The sequence below is a fragment of the Pseudomonas sp. SCT genome, assembly GCF_003864275.1.
GTDB classification, from domain to species: Bacteria; Pseudomonadota; Gammaproteobacteria; order Pseudomonadales; family Pseudomonadaceae; genus Stutzerimonas; species Stutzerimonas stutzeri_AE.
In genome coordinates, this window is the sequence record NZ_BDJA01000001.1 from 234430 (window position 1) to 248494 (window position 14065).

The window sequence follows — 14065 nt, forward strand, 5'->3', positions numbered from 1 at the left end:
GCATGCTCAAGACCATCGCTTCCCTTGTCGCTGCGGCGCTGCTATTCGGCGCTACGCTGAGCCACGCGCAGGCACCGGTGAAAATCGACCTGCTGACGGAGAACTTCCCGCCCTACAACATGGCGGATGACGGCAAGAACTTCGCCCGCGACGAGCACATCAGCGGCATTGCCGTGGATATCGTGCGCGAGATGTTCAAGCGCGCCGGCATCGATTACAGCCTGACGCTGCGTTTTCCCTGGGAGCGCATCTACGGCATGGCCCTGGAGCAGGCCAACTATGGGGTGTTCGTCACCGCACGGCTGCCCGAGCGTGAAGAGCTGTTCAAGTGGGTCGGCCCCATCGGCCCGGACGACTGGGTGTTGCTGGCCCGTGGCGACAGCCCGATCAACCTGACCAGTCTGGAGCAGGCCAGCCAATACAACGTTGGTGCCTACAAGGGCGATGCGATCGCCGAGCATCTGGAAGGCCAGGGCCTGAAGCCGGTGCTTGCCCTGCGCGATCAGGAGAACGTGAAGAAGCTGATCGACGGCAAGATCGACCTCTGGGCCACCGGTGACCCCGCCGGCCGTTACCTGGCGCGTCTGGAAGGCGTAACGGGGCTCAAGCGCGTGCTGCGCTTCGATAATGCGGAGCTGTATCTGGCGCTGAACAAGCAGGTCGACGACGAAACCGTGCAGAAGCTGCAACAGGCGCTCGATCAGATGCGCAGCGAAGGCCTGATCGACCAGATCAACGCACGCTACCTCTGAGCTGATCCACCGGTCGGCGCGCATCCGCGCCCGACCTCTGTCGTGATGACGGCGCGCCAGCTGGGTGCGTCGCGCATCCTTCTCGCGCCTTTCTGGCGCGCCCACCGCTTCGTGCTTTGGCCATCCCTGAGCTGCGCTGCCGCGCCGCTGCGCTGGTTCGCATCTTGCTTCCGACCGCTTCGGCCACGATCCGCGGAGGGGCGGGTCGTGAATCAGACAGGGAGCGAGCCATGCTGAAACGAATCCTAGCCGTCATCATGCTGCTGCTATGCAGTCACGCCCGTGCCGAGCTGTCCGACGACTATCGCGTCGTGTTGCTCACCGAGAACTTTCCGCCATTCAACATGGCCGAGGACAACAAGAACTACGCGGCCGATGCAAAGATCCACGGCATCAATGCCGATATCGTCCGCGAGATGTTCCGCCGGGCGAACATCCGCTATGAGCTGAGCCTGCGCTTTCCCTGGGATCGCATCTACAAGCAGGTCCTCGAACAGCCCGATCAGGGTCTGTTTTCCACAACCTTTACCGCCGAGCGTGAGCCGCAGTTCAAGTGGGTCGGCCCGCTGGCGAGCATCAGCTGGGTGCTGCTGGCGCCGTCGGATAGCCCGTTGCGTCTGACCGGACTGGAGGAAGCACGCAATCTGCGCATCGGGGCCTACAAGAACGATGCCGTGAGTCAGCATCTGGAGAGCAAGGGGCTCGCGCCGATCAACTCGCTGCGCGACCAGGAGAACGTCGGCAAGCTGCTCAAGGGGCAGATCGACGTCTGGGCCACCGCCGATCCGGTCGGGCCCTATCTGGCCAAGCAGGAAGGCGTCACCGGTCTGAAGCCCGTGCTGCGTTTCAATGAGGCGCGCTTGTTCCTGGCGCTAAACCGGGCGACGCCGGACGAAGTGGTCGAGCGCTTACAGCGGGCGCTGGACGCGATGCGCGCCGATGGCACGGTGGAGACGCTGCTGCAGCGCTATCTCTGATGCTCAGCGGTAGATGCCGCCGCGTCCGTGCGCGGCCATTGCCCGGTTGCTGCGGGTGGCGATCATCTGGCCGACGCCCACCCATTCGATGCCCTGCGCCGACAGGCGCGGCAACTCGCGCTCCAGCAGGGCCAGAGTGCTCTCATGAGGATGGCCGATGATGACCACCGAGCCCTGTTTGCGCGCCAGTGCGATCGCGGCTTGAAAGCGCTCGGCTACGGCAGTCGGGGATGGGTCATCGTCGAGGAAGATATCCCGCGACAGGCTGGCCAAAGCCGCGCGCTGCGCACTCGCCGCCGCTACGGTGCGCGGGCTGGTGCGGCTGTCGAGGAAGAACAGGTGGCGGCGCTGCAACTCGCTCATCAGCCAGCTCATCGGCTGTACCTGATCGGTCATGGCGCTGCCCATGTGGTTGTTCAGCCCGCTGGCATGCGGCACTGCCGCGAGCGCGGCGTCGAGCCGTCGCGCCAGTTCGTCATGCGGTAGCTGAGGATGCCAGGCGAAGCGGCCCTGAGCAGGCGCCATCGGCATGTGCAGCATGACCGTCTTGCCGGCGCGATGGGCCTGCTCGGCTAGGTCTGCGGCGTGGCGGGTGTCGGGAAGAATCGCAAGGGCCACCGGCCCCGGTAGTTGCAGCACACGGCGATCGCGTGCCGGGTTCTGCCCGAGGTCGTCGATTATCAGGGTCAACCGCGGTCGCGGGACATGGTCCGGCGTGGCCGCGGGCTCGTCGCCATATAGCGCCTGGCTGGCGAGCATCACCAGCGCTGCCAGGCCTGCCGCCCAGCCGGCCATCTTCACTGGCCGCGGGTGAGGTTCAATCCCTTGAGCAGATTCAAGGCCTGGCCGAGCTGGTAGTCGTCGTCCTGCGGTCGTGGCGAGTCGCTGGCGATCTGGGTGGCGGTCGGGCGGTCCGGGCCGCCGTTGCCGTTGCCCAGGTGGCCGGCCAGATCGGCTTCGCGGAAGCCGTCAGCAGCCTGTTCACGGGTCAGCTTGGCGCGTTCGACCTTGATGTCCGGCTCGATGCCCTGGGCCTGGATTGAGCGGCCGTTGGGGGTGTAGTAGAGCGCGGTGGTGAGCTTGAGCGCGCGATCATTGTTCAGCGGCAGCACGGTCTGTACCGAACCCTTGCCGAAACTGTCGGTGCCCATCACCACGCCGCGCTTGTGATCCTGCAGCGCGCCGGCAACGATCTCGGATGCCGAGGCGCTACCGCCGTTGATCAGCACGACCAGTGGCACACCTTCGCTGGCGTCGGCCGGGTCGGCATTGAAGCGCAGCTCGGAGTTGGCGATACGACCCTTGGTGTAGACGATCAGGCCCTTGGTGAGGAAGTGGTCGGAAATCTCCACTGCGGCCTGCAGCACGCCGCCCGGGTTGTTGCGCAGATCGAGGACCAGCCCGTTCAGTTTCTTGCCGTCGTTGTCCTTCTTCAGCTTGGCCAGCGCCTTGCCGACTTCCTCGCCGGAATTGACCTGGAACTGGGTGACGCGCAGGTAACCGTAGCCCGGCTCGAGGATCTGGCTGCGGACACTGCGTACCTTGATGACCGCGCGCTTCAGCTTCACATCGAACGGCTGGCCGCCCTCGCGCACCAGCGTCAGGCTGATGCTGCTGCCCGGCTTGCCGCGCATCTTGCCGATGGCGTCCATCATCGACAGGCCCTTGGTTGGCTGGCCGTCGATCTTGACGATCAGGTCGCCAGCTTCGATGCCGGCCTTCGATGCCGGGGTGTCGTCGATCGGCGAGACGACCTTGATGAAGCCATCTTCCATGCCGACCTCGATGCCGAGGCCGCCGAATTCACCGCTGGTGCTTTCCTGCAGTTCGGCGAATGCCTCGGGCTCCAGATAGGCCGAATGCGGATCGAGATTGCTGAGCATGCCTTTGATCGCATTCTCCAGCAGGGTCTTGTCATCCACCGGCTCGACATAGGCAGCCTTGATGCGGTCCAGCACCTCGGCGAAGGTGCGCAGCTCATCCAGTGGCAGGGGAGCTTTGGAGCTCGGCACCGCCGCTTCCGCCGGTGGCTGCTGGGCCCAGGCGCCGCCCTGCATCCCCAGCAATATGGCCAGAGCGAGCGTGGATGGGCGGGCGAAACGGCGCAGGTGCAACATGTCGAACTCCAGTTATGAGAGGGCGCGCTTGGCGATGCGGGCGGTTCGGCAAGCACCGAAGCCGCGGCTCGCTAGCCTTGCGCGCGACACCATTGGGCGGGGTCGCTGGGGCGGCCCTGCTGCCGAATGGCGAAATACAGTGCGGCGGTTTCCTGGCCGCCGCTGGTGCCTACTGTGGCGATCGGATCGCCGGCCTTGACGATGTCGCCGGCGTCACGCAGCAGGCTCTGGTTATGACCATACAGGCTCAGGTAACCATTTCCATGATCGAGTATCACCAGTAGTCCGGCGCCACGTAGCCAGTCGGCGAATACTACCCGGCCGCCATGCACGGCGCGGACCTGAGTGCCGACGCTGGCACCGATCAGTACGCCGTCCCACTTGGTTCGAGCGTCGCCGCCGCGCGGAGTGCCGTAGCGGGCGACGAGACGTCCGTCTACCGGCCAGGGCAGCTTGCCCTTGGCCTGGGAGAACGGCCCGCCGAAGTTGCCGCCGGCACTGGACACCAGCGGGCCGCTCGGCGCGGTGCTGGCGCCGGTCTGGGATTGTTGCTGCTGTTGCTGACGCTGGCGCTCGGCAAGCAATGCGCGCTGCCGTGCTTCCTCGGCCTCACGGGCCTGGCGAGCCAGGGTTTCTTCGATGGTCTTGAGCACGCGCTCGAACTGGGCCTGCTCCTGACGGCGCGCCTGCAGTTTCTGCTCGCGGCTGGAGAAATCGCTGTTGAGCTTGGCGAGGGTCTGCTGGCGTTCCTTGCGCACCTCGGCGAGTTGGTTGCGGCGTTCGAGCAGACCATCCTTCTTTTCTGCCAGCAGACTTTGCTGCGTGGCGATGTCGGCTTCGACGTTGGCCAGCTGGCGCAGCGTCTCGTTGAAGTTGTCGAGCTGCTCGAGACGCGCCTTGTTGAGGTAGTCGTAATAGGTGATGGTGCGGCTGAATTTTTCCGGATTCTGCTGGTTGAGCAGCAGCTTGAGGTACTCCTGCCGGCCATTCTGGTAGGCGGCACGGGCCTGCAGGCCGATCAGTCGTTGTTGTTCCAGGCGAGCACCTTCGAGCGTGGCCTTCTCGTCGTTCAGGCGCTCCAGCTCAGCCTCGCTGCGGTCGATTTCCTGTTGCAGGGTATCGACCTGCTTTTCCAGCTGGCCCATCTCGCTTTCGGTGGTCTTCAGCTGCTTCTGGACGCCGGATTTCTCCTGCTCGATCTGCTTGAGCAGCTTCTGCAGTTCGGCAACGTCCTGGCGAGCGGCTTCGATCTGCTGCCGCGCTGCGGCACGTTCGTCCGCCACGGCGGGACCGAGCAGGCAGAGGAAGGCTAGGGCGAGAAAAGTACGAGGCATTGGAGGGCGTCAACCGAGCGTTATGACCGACGTAGTATGCCTAAAAAGCAAGCTGGAAGCTTGAAGCCTGTAGCGGGAAACGGCGGCTGGCGCCATCCGCTTCCCGTCTGGCGATCAACTCAGCTCGACGATCGAGCGACCGGTCATCTCTGGCGGTACCGGCATGCCGAGCAGGGTCAGCATGGTCGGCGCGACATCGGCCAGCACGCCGCCCTGGCGGATGGTGACGTTGCGCTTGCCGATATAGACGAACGGCACCGGCTCGCAGGTATGCGCGGTGTGCGCCTGGCCGGTCATGACGTCTTCCATTTGCTCGACGTTGCCGTGGTCGGCGGTCAGCAGCGCTTCGCCGCCGACCTTGTCCAGCGCCTCGACGATGCGGCCGACACAGCTGTCCAGGCATTCCACTGCCTTGACCGCGGCTTCGAACACGCCGGTATGCCCGACCATGTCGCCGTTGGCATAGTTGACCACGATGACGTCGTAGCGCTGATTCTCGATGGCATCGACGATACGGTCAGTGACCTCGGGCGCGCTCATTTCCGGCTTGAGATCGTAGGTGGCGACCTGTGGCGACGGGATGAGGATGCGTTCCTCGCCGGGGAATGGTTCCTCGCGACCGCCGGAGAAGAAGAAGGTGACGTGCGCGTATTTCTCGGTTTCAGCGATACGCAGCTGGGTCTTGCCGTTGTTGGCCAGGTACTCGCCGAGCACGTTGGTCAGCGCCTCCGGGGCGAAGGCGGCCGGCGCGGGGATGCTTGCGGCGTACTGGGTGAGCATGACGAACTCGGCCAGTTGCGGCACGCGAGCGCGCTCGAATTCCTTGAAGCCGGGCTCGACGAAGCAGCGGGTCAGTTCGCGGGCGCGGTCGGCGCGGAAGTTCATGAATACCACGGCATCGCCATCCTCCACGCGCACCGGCTCGCCGATGCTGGTGGCCTTGACGAATTCGTCGCTTTCGCCGCGCTCGTAAGCGGCGATCAGACCATCCACGGCGTAGTCGGAGCGGTGCTCGGCCTTGCCGTTTACGATCAGCTCATAGGCCTGCTGCACACGGTCCCAGCGGTTGTCGCGGTCCATGGCGAAGTAGCGGCCGATCAGGCTGGCGATACGGCCCTTGCCCAGGCGGGTGAAGGTGGCCTGGAGCAGTTCGATGGAGTGCTGTGCGCTCTTCGGCGGGGTGTCGCGGCCGTCGAGGAAGGCGTGCAGGTAGATCTTCTCGGCGCCGCGCTGGGCAGCCAGTTCGGCCATGGCGACCAGATGATCCTGATGGCTGTGTACGCCACCGTCGGAGAGCAGGCCGAGGATGTGCACCGCCTTGCCGGCACCCACGGCCTTGTCGACTGCACCGCAGATGGTCGGGTTGGCGAAGAACTCGCCGTCGCGGATCGCCTTGGTCACCCGGGTGAAGTCCTGATACACCACGCGCCCGGCACCCAGGTTCATGTGGCCGACCTCGGAGTTGCCCATCTGCCCGTCCGGCAGGCCGACATCCATGCCGCTGCCAGAGATCAATCCGTGCGGCTGGCTGGCCAGCAGGCGATCGTAGACCGGCTTGCGCGCGGCGTGGATGGCGTTGAAGTCCGGGCTGTCGCTGTGCCCGAAGCCATCGAGAATGATCAGTACCAGAGGTTTGGGCGCGGCGGTGGGGGCGACGGACATGCTTTCGGGCTCCTTGCACGGGGGCGGAAAAGGGCGGCCAGTCTACTGGCTGGCCGGGGCGAGGTCACGAATCATCAGGGTTCAGCCGGTGGGAGGGGCTGTGTATACTGGCCCGCATTTTATCGTCCGGGTACCCGTTGATGCTCGCTAACCTGATTGAATTTGTCTCTAACCACTATGTACTCAGCAGCCTGTTCGTGGTGCTGTTGATCCTTCTGTTCATCACCGAGACACGCAAGGGTGGCAAGAGCCTGAGCAATCGCGAACTGACGGCACTGGTCAACAGTGGCGAGGGCGTGGTGTTGGACGTGCGCGTCAAGAAGGAGTTCGACGCCGGCCATATCGTCGATGCATTGAACATTCCCTACGAGAAGCTGGTCAGCCGCACAGGCGAGCTGGAAAAGCACAAGGCCAAGACCATCATCGTGGTCGACGCCATGGGGCAGCACGCCGGAACGGCCTGCCGTGAGTTGCAGAAGGCAGGCTTCACCGCCGCCAAGTTGTCGGGAGGGATTTCCAGCTGGCGCGGCGACAATCTGCCAGTGGTCAAGTAATCATGCCCAACGTCGTCATCTATACCACCGCCTGGTGCCCGTTCTGCATCCGCGCCAAGGCGCTGCTCGATCGCAGGGGTGTCGCCTACGAGGAGATCCCCGTGGATGGCAACCCGTCCCTGCGTGCCGAAATGGCCAGCAAGGCCGGACGCACCTCGGTACCGCAGATATGGATCGGCGATAAACACGTCGGCGGCTGCGACGAGCTGCACGCTCTGGAGCGCGCCGGACGTCTCGACCCGTTGCTGCAGGCCTGAGGCCGGCAGCGCGGGTCCGCGAACAACTCAAACGACACGCACAACTGGATAGAAGGTTGCAGAAATGACCGAACAAGCTAACAACGGCGGCGCAGCGTCGCAGAACGAACAGGGCGCGCAGTTCTCCCTGCAGCGCATCTACGTCCGCGACCTGTCCTTCGAAGCGCCGAAGAGCCCGGAAATTTTCCGTCAGGAATGGAATCCGAGTGTCGCGCTGGACCTGAACACCAAGCAGAAGGCGCTTGAGGGCGACTTCCATGAAGTCGTGCTGACCCTTTCGGTCACCGTGAAGACCGGCGAAGAAGTTGCCTTCATTGCCGAAGTGCAGCAGGCCGGGATCTTCCTGATCAAGGGTCTCGAAGCCGCCGCCATGAGTCACACCCTTGGCGCGTTCTGCCCGAACATCCTCTTCCCGTACGCCCGTGAGGCGCTGGACAGCCTGGTAACCCGCGGCTCGTTCCCGGCTCTGATGCTGGCTCCGGTGAACTTCGACGCACTCTACGCCCAGGAAATGGCGCGTATGCAGGGCGCGGGCGAAGCACCCAGCACCGCCCACTGATACGGATCGTGCAGGAAGCGTCTGACGCTTCCTGCATCCTCCTTCTGCGCGTCAGCGCACCTGCACCACCAGCTTGCCGACCGCCTTGCGCTGCCCCAGCGTGGCGATAGCCTTGCCGGTGTCCTGCAAGGCAAAGCGTTGCGATACCAGCGGCTTGAGCTTGCCTTCGGCGTGCCAGGCGAACAGCTGGCGGAAATTAGCCGCGTTGTCCTGCGGTTGACGCTGGGCGAAGGCGCCCCAGAACACACCGATCAGCGAAGCTCCTTTGAGCAGTGGCAGGTTCGCCGGCAGCGCCGGGATATCCCCGCCGGCAGCAAATCCCACCACCAGCATGCGGCCGTTCCAGGCGATGCTGCGGAAGGCTTCTTCGAACAGCTGGCCGCCCACCGGATCGTAGATCACATCCACGCCCTGGCCGCCGGTGAGTTCCTTCAGGCGCTCCTTCAGGCTGCCTTCGCTGTAGTTGATCAGCTCGTCGGCGCCGGCGTTCTTCGCTACCTCCAGCTTCTCGGCGCTGGAGGCGGCGGCGATGACTCGTGCGCCCATGGCCTTGCCGATCTCCACGGCAGCCAGGCCGACACCGCCAGAAGCGCCCAGCACCAGCAGAGTCTCTCCATGTTGCAGATTGGCGCGCTGGGTAAGCGCATGCATCGAGGTGCCGTAGGTCATGCTGAAGGCGGCGGCGGTGTCGAAGTCCATGCTCGGCGGAATCGGCAGCGCGTTGCCGCCAGCCACCGCAACCTGCTCGGCGAAGCTGCCCCAGCCGGTCAACGCCATGACCCGGTCGCCGACCTTGAGGTGGCTGACCTTCTCGCCGACCGCGGCGATGACGCCGGCCGCCTCGCCGCCGGGCGAGAACGGGAACGGCGGCTTGAACTGATACTTGCCCTCGATCATCAGCGTGTCAGGAAAATTGACCCCGGCGGCATGCACGTCGAGCAGGACTTCGCTCGGTTTGATCTGAGGGGAAGGGGCATCTTCGAGCACCAGGCTCTCGGGCGGACCGAAGCTTTTGCACAGGACGGCTTTCATCGTTTTTCCTTGTTCGACTGGTCGGACGCTTGCCGCCCGACGATGGATGGCTCGACTACTCAGGACTATCCAGTCTAGGAGCGCTGCGTAACGAGGCAATCAGCATCGTTCGCTGTAATGGCGGCGTATAAGCGGCGGGCAGTTGCGTGGTGGGCTTGGGTGCGCGGCGGCGACTGGTTATGCTGGCGCAGATTTTCCCTGGAGCACTGCCCCGTGAAGTACCTGATAACCCTGTTTCTTGGTTTCGCACTTGCCGGGCCGGTGCTCGCGCAAAACTCGGCTGACGAAGCGGCCCCGCAGACGCTCTACTACGCGCTGGTGCCCGCCATGGTCGGCAACTATGGTTCGGGTGAGCGGCTGAAGTACTACAAGGCTGATGTCGCGCTGCGCATCTCCAGCAAGGAGGTGGAAGATCGGGTCAAGCATCACGAGCCGCTGATCCGCCATCAGCTGGTGATGCTGTTTTCCCAGCAGACCGACGAGACCCTGAGCGGTCCCGAAGCCAAGGAGCAGCTGCGTCAGGAGGCCTTGCGCCAGGTGCGCGAGGTGCTGGAGCAGGAAGAAGGTAAGCCGTTGGTGGATGATCTGCTGTTCAACAATCTGATCATCCAGTAACTCAGCGCAGCGCCAGGATCGCCTGCCACTCGTCCATGCTGACCGGCATCACCGAAAGGCGGCTGCCTTTCTTCACCAGTGCCAGTTCGTGCAGCTCAGGCTGTGCTTTCAGGCGTGCCAGCTTCAGCGGCGACGCGAAGACTTCCACGAACTCGACATCGACTGCGCTCCACGGATTGGTCTCGTCGCTGGCCTTGCTATCGTGATAGGGGCTGGCGGGGTCGAGTGCGGTGGGATCGGGGTAGGCGCTACGAGTGACTCTGCCGATTCCGGCAATGCCGGGCTCCGCGCAACTGGAGTGATAGAAGAAGAACTGATCGCCTTCCTGCATATGCCGCAGGAAATTACGCGCCTGGTAATTGCGTACGCCGTCCCAGCGACCACGACCCAGTTTTTTCAGATCCTGGATGGAAAATTCATCCGGTTCGGACTTCATCAGCCAATAAGGCATGAACCTTGCTCTCCCGTCAGTCGGTTCGATCAGACCATGATGGCAAAATCTCCGACAGTCGGCTGCAATACCTGTTTGCGCGGTGCCGAAGCTTCACGGAAAATGCCGCGGCTGTATGGTGGCCTATCGAGTCCTAGAACGATAAATCACACCGACTCGACGCAAGCATTTCGCCTGGTAGGGGGAGGCGAACACAAATGAAACGTAAGCCCGATATTCTGTGGATTTTGGTCTTCATCTTTGGTCTCGGCGTAGTCACCACGGGCTATACGCAGAGTCTGTGGGAGCAGCAGGATGGCGCGGCCGGCATGGCCCCGGTCATTCAGGTGCAACAGGCTCAGCAGCGATGACCTCGCGCCGCATGGATGCGGCGCTTCATCATCCGACGTACCAGCCCTGGTCCGTCACCGTAGCCTGAAGGGCTACATCCCAACTTTCCAGCGGTAGCTGATCGACCCGCTGACATTCGTGAGCGAGTCCCAATAACGTCGGTTTGTGACTTTTTTTGCGCATGGCGCGATACGCCAAGCTGCGATCATAGAAGCCGCCACCCATACCCAGCCGCCCGCCATTGCCGTCGAAGCCCACCAGCGGCATCAGCAGCAGATCGAGCGCCCAGACGCGGCGTTGTCGAGCGGTCCGGATTACGGGTTCGGGAATGCCGAAACGGTTACGCCGCAGTCGCTCGCCGGGCTCGATGCGCTGAAAGACCATGCGCGTACGCGGCCATGGATTCAGTACCGGGAGATAGGTCGCTTTGCCGCGGCGCTGAGCAGCGTGCAGTAGCGGACGTGGATCGATTTCACCGTCGTTGGGCAGGTACAGGGCGATATGCCGAGCGCGACGGAATAGCGGATGCTGAGCCAGTTGCCGGTAGAGCCGGCGAGCGGCCAGGCGTTGCTGCGCAGGTGTCAATTGGCGCCGCGCTTGGCGCAGCTTGCGACGTAGCGCTGGGCGCGAAAGGCCTTCGGCTACGATCATCAGAAGTGGCTCCCCAGCATGCCGCTGCCAGCGTAGGCCCTTGAACCCGAGAGTTCAAGGTGGCGACTACAGAGTACCTTAAGGCTTTCCGTCAGGCGGACATGCACACCGGCACCACGTGTAGCCTCCATGGTATTGCTTATCGGGAGAGGGTCATCGCCGACTGGCGAACATGCCAGGGAGTTGGCCGCAGTATAACGCAAACTGGCTACCGTTGATCAGTTGCCAGAAGGGTTGGGGTCGGGGGCCAGGGCGCTGTCGACGCGCTCCAGCAGCATGCGTACATGTTCGCGTGCGCTGTTGGCTTCGGCGTCGAGGCGATCATGCTTGTGCAGCAGTTCGTGAGTGATGTTCAGGGCAGCCATCACCGCCACGCGATCGGCGCCGATGACTTTGCCGCTGCTGCGAATCTCGCGCATCTTGCGATCCAGGTAACGGGCCGCACCTTCCAGATTGCTGCGTTCCTCTGATGGACAGGCAATGCAGTATTCCTTGTCCATGATGTGCACGGTAACGGTGTTCGGCTGGGTCATGAGTCCTGCTCCAGGGCTTTCAGGCGCGAAATCATTGATTCGACCTTCAATCGGGCCATTTCGTTCTTTTCGATCAGATGAGCGCGCTCTTCACGCCACGCCCGCTCATTGGCCAGCAGCAGATGGTTCTGCGCCTTGAGCTGTTCGATGCGCTGAATCAGCTGCTCCAGCTTGGTGGTCAGCGCTTTGAGATCGGCGTCTTCCATGGGATTCCTGTTGGGGCACTGCTGAAGACGGAAGCGATGGCCGGGGCCTTCGATGGTCTTGCCGCGGCCGCCGGTGCTAGGATACGAAGCCTTCATTCTAGTCATTGCGCCATCGTGCGCCTAGCCGCCATGTCCATTCAGAATTCCCCGTATGCCGCCTTCGCCACACTTCTGGCGGGCAGCCCGCAAACCGTTTCTCCCGCCGAATTGCACGGCCTGTTGCTCGGGCGCAGTTGCGCCGGCGCAGGTTTCGAGGTCGAGCCCTGGCTGACCGATGCGTCGGACCTGCTCGGCGAAGCACCGCAGGACAACATTCGTCAGGCATTGATCGGCCTGCAGGAAATGGTCAAGGGCGAGCTCGCCGGTGACGACATCGCCGTTGTCCTGCTGCTGCCCAGCGACGATGCGCCGCTCGCCGAACGCGCCGTGGCGCTGGGCCAGTGGTGCCAGGGCTTTCTTGCCGGCTTCGGCCTGGCTGCCGGTGATCGTGCGCTGAGTAGCGAAGCCATGGAGGTGCTGCAGGATCTGTCCGCTATCGCGCAGATCCAGGATTCGCTGGACGAGTCCGAGGACGGCGAGACCGACTACATGGAAGTGATGGAGTACCTGCGCGTAGCGCCGCTGCTGCTGTTCACCGAATGCGCCAAACCGCTGCCCGCTGCCGCGAAACCTTCCCTGCATTGAGGACACCGTTGCGCCCATGACTCGCATCCCCAGATCGGAATACGCCCGTCGACGCAAGGCGCTGATGGAGCAGATGGAACCCAACAGCATCGCCATTCTGCCGGCGGCGCCGATGTACATCCGCAACCGCGATGTCGAGCATGTCTACCGCCAGGACAGCGACTTCCAGTACCTCTCCGGCTTCCCCGAGCCGGAAGCGGTGATCGCGCTGATTCCCGGGCGCGAGCATGGCGAGTACGTGCTGTTCTGCCGCGAGCGCGATCCCGAGCGCGAGCTCTGGGACGGCCTGCGGGCCGGGCAGGACGGCGCGATAAGTGAATACGGTGCCGACGACGCCTTTCCCATCGGTGATATCGACGACATCCTCCCGGGCCTGATCGAGGGCCGCGATCGGGTCTACTACGCCATCGGCACCAACGAAGCCTTCGATCATCGGCTGATGGAATGGATCAAGACCATCCGCGGCAAGGCGCGCCAGGGCGCACAGCCGCCCAGCGAATTCGTCGCGCTCGATCATCTGCTGCACGACATGCGCCTGTTCAAGTCGAGCAACGAGGTGAAGGTGATGAAGCATGCGGCGGAGATTTCCGCTCGTGCGCACATCCGTGCCATGCAGGCCAGCCGTGCCGGCCTGTTCGAGTACCACCTGGAAGCCGAACTGGATTACGAGTTCCGCAAGGGCGGCGCGAAGATGCCGGCTTACGGCAGCATCGTCGCCGCGGGTCGCAACGCCTGCATCCTGCATTACCGTGAGAACGACGCACCGTTGAAGGACGGAGATCTGGTGCTGATCGACGCCGGTTGTGAGATCGACTGCTACGCCAGCGACATTACCCGTACCTTCCCGGTCAACGGTCGCTTCTCACCGGAGCATAAGGCTATTTACGAGTTGGTGCTCAAGGCCAACGAAGAGGCCTTCAAGCATATCACCCCGGGCAAGCACTGGAACGAGGCTCACGAAGCCACTGTTCGGGTGATCACCGCCGGGCTGGTCGAGCTGGGCCTGTTGCAGGGTGAGGTGGACGCGCTGATCGCCAGCGAGGCCTACAAGGCCTTCTACATGCACCGTGCCGGCCATTGGCTGGGCATGGATGTGCACGACGTCGGCGACTACAAGATCGGTGGCGAATGGCGTGTGCTCGAGCCGGGCATGGCGATGACCGTCGAGCCGGGCATCTATATCGCAGTGGACAATCAGAACGTGGCCAAGAAGTGGCGCGGTATCGGCGTGCGCATCGAGGACGATGTGGTGGTGACCCGGACCGGCTGCGAAATCCTCACTACTGGCGTGCCGAAGAGCGTCGCCGAGATCGAGGCGCTGATGGCCGCCGCTCGTGAGCAGGTCGCCTGA

18 protein-coding genes and 1 other RNA gene are annotated in these 14065 nt (G+C 63.5%); 9 read left to right on the forward strand and 10 right to left on the reverse strand.

Annotated features, from left to right (window positions below; translation table 11 throughout):
• The first annotated feature begins 2 nt into the window (after positions 1–2).
• Complete coding sequence (locus BHD08_RS01185) at positions 3–752, forward strand: ABC transporter substrate-binding protein (RefSeq protein ID WP_125020533.1); 750 nt, start codon at positions 3–5, stop codon at positions 750–752.
• A 230-nt stretch (positions 753–982) separates the two neighbouring features.
• A complete protein-coding gene (locus tag BHD08_RS01190) occupies positions 983–1729 on the forward strand; it encodes an ABC transporter substrate-binding protein (protein ID WP_125020534.1) in 747 nt (248 codons plus the stop codon).
• A 3-nt stretch (positions 1730–1732) separates the two neighbouring features.
• On the opposite strand, the gene BHD08_RS01195 is transcribed toward BHD08_RS01190, so the two are convergent.
• The 4 genes from BHD08_RS01195 to gpmI form a co-directional block, all read right to left on the reverse strand.
• A complete protein-coding gene (locus BHD08_RS01195) occupies positions 1733–2524 on the reverse strand; it encodes a divergent polysaccharide deacetylase family protein (RefSeq protein WP_125020535.1) in 792 nt (263 codons plus the stop codon).
• A gap of 2 nt (positions 2525–2526) precedes the next feature.
• On the reverse strand, positions 2527–3846 hold the full coding sequence (locus BHD08_RS01200) for a S41 family peptidase (protein ID WP_015275177.1): 1320 nt from the start codon (positions 3844–3846) through the stop codon (positions 2527–2529).
• A gap of 71 nt (positions 3847–3917) precedes the next feature.
• Positions 3918–5180 (reverse strand): murein hydrolase activator EnvC, encoded by a 1263-nt coding sequence (locus tag BHD08_RS01205; RefSeq protein ID WP_015275178.1) that lies wholly within the window; start codon positions 5178–5180, stop codon positions 3918–3920.
• Between the two features lie 114 nt (positions 5181–5294).
• Positions 5295–6842, reverse strand: coding sequence for a 2,3-bisphosphoglycerate-independent phosphoglycerate mutase (gene gpmI / locus BHD08_RS01210; protein WP_015275179.1), 1548 nt, complete (start codon positions 6840–6842; stop codon positions 5295–5297).
• Positions 6843–6982: 140 nt separating this feature from the next.
• On the opposite strand from gpmI, the gene BHD08_RS01215 reads away from it, so the two are divergent.
• The 3 genes from BHD08_RS01215 (at position 6983) to secB (ending at position 8212) form a co-directional block, all read left to right on the forward strand.
• Positions 6983–7396 (forward strand): rhodanese-like domain-containing protein, encoded by a 414-nt coding sequence (locus BHD08_RS01215; protein ID WP_014818641.1) that lies wholly within the window; start codon positions 6983–6985, stop codon positions 7394–7396.
• A 2-nt stretch (positions 7397–7398) separates the two neighbouring features.
• A complete protein-coding gene (grxC, locus tag BHD08_RS01220; protein ID WP_015275180.1) occupies positions 7399–7653 on the forward strand; it encodes a glutaredoxin 3 in 255 nt (84 codons plus the stop codon).
• A 64-nt stretch (positions 7654–7717) separates the two neighbouring features.
• A complete protein-coding gene (gene secB, locus BHD08_RS01225; RefSeq protein ID WP_003303313.1) occupies positions 7718–8212 on the forward strand; it encodes a protein-export chaperone SecB in 495 nt (164 codons plus the stop codon).
• A gap of 51 nt (positions 8213–8263) precedes the next feature.
• Here the strand turns inward: secB and BHD08_RS01230 are convergent, their stop codons facing one another.
• The gene (locus tag BHD08_RS01230) at positions 8264–9244 is read right to left on the reverse strand and encodes an NADPH:quinone oxidoreductase family protein (RefSeq protein WP_015275181.1); all 981 of its coding nucleotides are present in this window, start codon (positions 9242–9244) and stop codon (positions 8264–8266) included.
• Positions 9245–9457: 213 nt separating this feature from the next.
• Between BHD08_RS01230 and BHD08_RS01235 the strand changes: the two genes are divergently transcribed.
• A complete protein-coding gene (locus tag BHD08_RS01235) occupies positions 9458–9859 on the forward strand; it encodes a flagellar basal body-associated protein FliL (protein WP_015275182.1) in 402 nt (133 codons plus the stop codon).
• A gap of 1 nt (position 9860) precedes the next feature.
• Here the strand turns inward: BHD08_RS01235 and BHD08_RS01240 are convergent, their stop codons facing one another.
• Positions 9861–10310: an EVE domain-containing protein gene (locus BHD08_RS01240; RefSeq protein ID WP_125020536.1), complete on the reverse strand. Its 450-nt coding sequence runs from the start codon at positions 10308–10310 to the stop codon at positions 9861–9863.
• A 197-nt stretch (positions 10311–10507) separates the two neighbouring features.
• Between BHD08_RS01240 and BHD08_RS23025 the strand changes: the two genes are divergently transcribed.
• Positions 10508–10660 carry a hypothetical protein gene (locus BHD08_RS23025; RefSeq protein ID WP_015275184.1) on the forward strand — a complete coding sequence of 51 codons (153 nt, stop codon included), beginning with the start codon at positions 10508–10510 and terminating at the stop codon, positions 10658–10660.
• 28 nt (positions 10661–10688) lie between these two features.
• On the opposite strand, the gene BHD08_RS01245 is transcribed toward BHD08_RS23025, so the two are convergent.
• From BHD08_RS01245 to BHD08_RS01260, 4 genes are all read right to left on the reverse strand, one after another.
• Positions 10689–11291: a 5-formyltetrahydrofolate cyclo-ligase gene (locus BHD08_RS01245; protein ID WP_125020537.1), complete on the reverse strand. Its 603-nt coding sequence runs from the start codon at positions 11289–11291 to the stop codon at positions 10689–10691.
• 6 nt (positions 11292–11297) lie between these two features.
• Positions 11298–11476, reverse strand: a non-coding RNA gene (gene ssrS / locus BHD08_RS01250) — 6S RNA.
• 33 nt (positions 11477–11509) lie between these two features.
• Positions 11510–11824 (reverse strand): cell division protein ZapA, encoded by a 315-nt coding sequence (locus BHD08_RS01255; protein ID WP_015275186.1) that lies wholly within the window; start codon positions 11822–11824, stop codon positions 11510–11512.
• Positions 11821–12030, reverse strand: a complete 210-nt coding sequence (locus tag BHD08_RS01260) for a TIGR02449 family protein (RefSeq protein WP_106157205.1) — start codon at positions 12028–12030, stop codon at positions 11821–11823. Before BHD08_RS01260 ends, BHD08_RS01255 begins: the two co-directional genes overlap by 4 nt.
• Before the next feature lie 129 nt (positions 12031–12159).
• On the opposite strand from BHD08_RS01260, the gene BHD08_RS01265 reads away from it, so the two are divergent.
• Both BHD08_RS01265 and pepP read left to right on the forward strand, forming a co-directional pair.
• Entirely contained in the window at positions 12160–12714 is a 555-nt protein-coding gene (locus tag BHD08_RS01265; protein WP_125020538.1) for a YecA family protein, read from the forward strand.
• A 16-nt stretch (positions 12715–12730) separates the two neighbouring features.
• The gene (gene pepP / locus BHD08_RS01270) at positions 12731–14065 is read left to right on the forward strand and encodes a Xaa-Pro aminopeptidase (RefSeq protein ID WP_125020539.1); all 1335 of its coding nucleotides are present in this window, start codon (positions 12731–12733) and stop codon (positions 14063–14065) included.

Coding starts and splice junctions, on each gene's coding strand:
- BHD08_RS01255 (WP_015275186.1), bottom strand. CDS start 11,824: ATGACCCAGCCGAACACCGTTACCGTGCACATCATGGACAAGGAATAC.
- BHD08_RS01230 (WP_015275181.1), bottom strand. CDS start 9,244: ATGAAAGCCGTCCTGTGCAAAAGCTTCGGTCCGCCCGAGAGCCTGGTG.
- BHD08_RS01265 (WP_125020538.1), top strand. CDS start 12,160: ATGTCCATTCAGAATTCCCCGTATGCCGCCTTCGCCACACTTCTGGCG.
- BHD08_RS01185 (WP_125020533.1), top strand. CDS start 3: ATGCTCAAGACCATCGCTTCCCTTGTCGCTGCGGCGCTGCTATTCGGC.
- BHD08_RS01200 (WP_015275177.1), bottom strand. CDS start 3,846: ATGTTGCACCTGCGCCGTTTCGCCCGCCCATCCACGCTCGCTCTGGCC.
- pepP (WP_125020539.1), top strand. CDS start 12,731: ATGACTCGCATCCCCAGATCGGAATACGCCCGTCGACGCAAGGCGCTG.
- BHD08_RS01215 (WP_014818641.1), top strand. CDS start 6,983: ATGCTCGCTAACCTGATTGAATTTGTCTCTAACCACTATGTACTCAGC.
- BHD08_RS23025 (WP_015275184.1), top strand. CDS start 10,508: ATGAAACGTAAGCCCGATATTCTGTGGATTTTGGTCTTCATCTTTGGT.
- BHD08_RS01195 (WP_125020535.1), bottom strand. CDS start 2,524: ATGGCCGGCTGGGCGGCAGGCCTGGCAGCGCTGGTGATGCTCGCCAGC.
- grxC (WP_015275180.1), top strand. CDS start 7,399: ATGCCCAACGTCGTCATCTATACCACCGCCTGGTGCCCGTTCTGCATC.
- secB (WP_003303313.1), top strand. CDS start 7,718: ATGACCGAACAAGCTAACAACGGCGGCGCAGCGTCGCAGAACGAACAG.
- BHD08_RS01240 (WP_125020536.1), bottom strand. CDS start 10,310: ATGCCTTATTGGCTGATGAAGTCCGAACCGGATGAATTTTCCATCCAG.
- BHD08_RS01205 (WP_015275178.1), bottom strand. CDS start 5,180: ATGCCTCGTACTTTTCTCGCCCTAGCCTTCCTCTGCCTGCTCGGTCCC.
- gpmI (WP_015275179.1), bottom strand. CDS start 6,842: ATGTCCGTCGCCCCCACCGCCGCGCCCAAACCTCTGGTACTGATCATT.
- BHD08_RS01245 (WP_125020537.1), bottom strand. CDS start 11,291: ATGATCGTAGCCGAAGGCCTTTCGCGCCCAGCGCTACGTCGCAAGCTG.
- BHD08_RS01260 (WP_106157205.1), bottom strand. CDS start 12,030: ATGGAAGACGCCGATCTCAAAGCGCTGACCACCAAGCTGGAGCAGCTG.
- BHD08_RS01190 (WP_125020534.1), top strand. CDS start 983: ATGCTGAAACGAATCCTAGCCGTCATCATGCTGCTGCTATGCAGTCAC.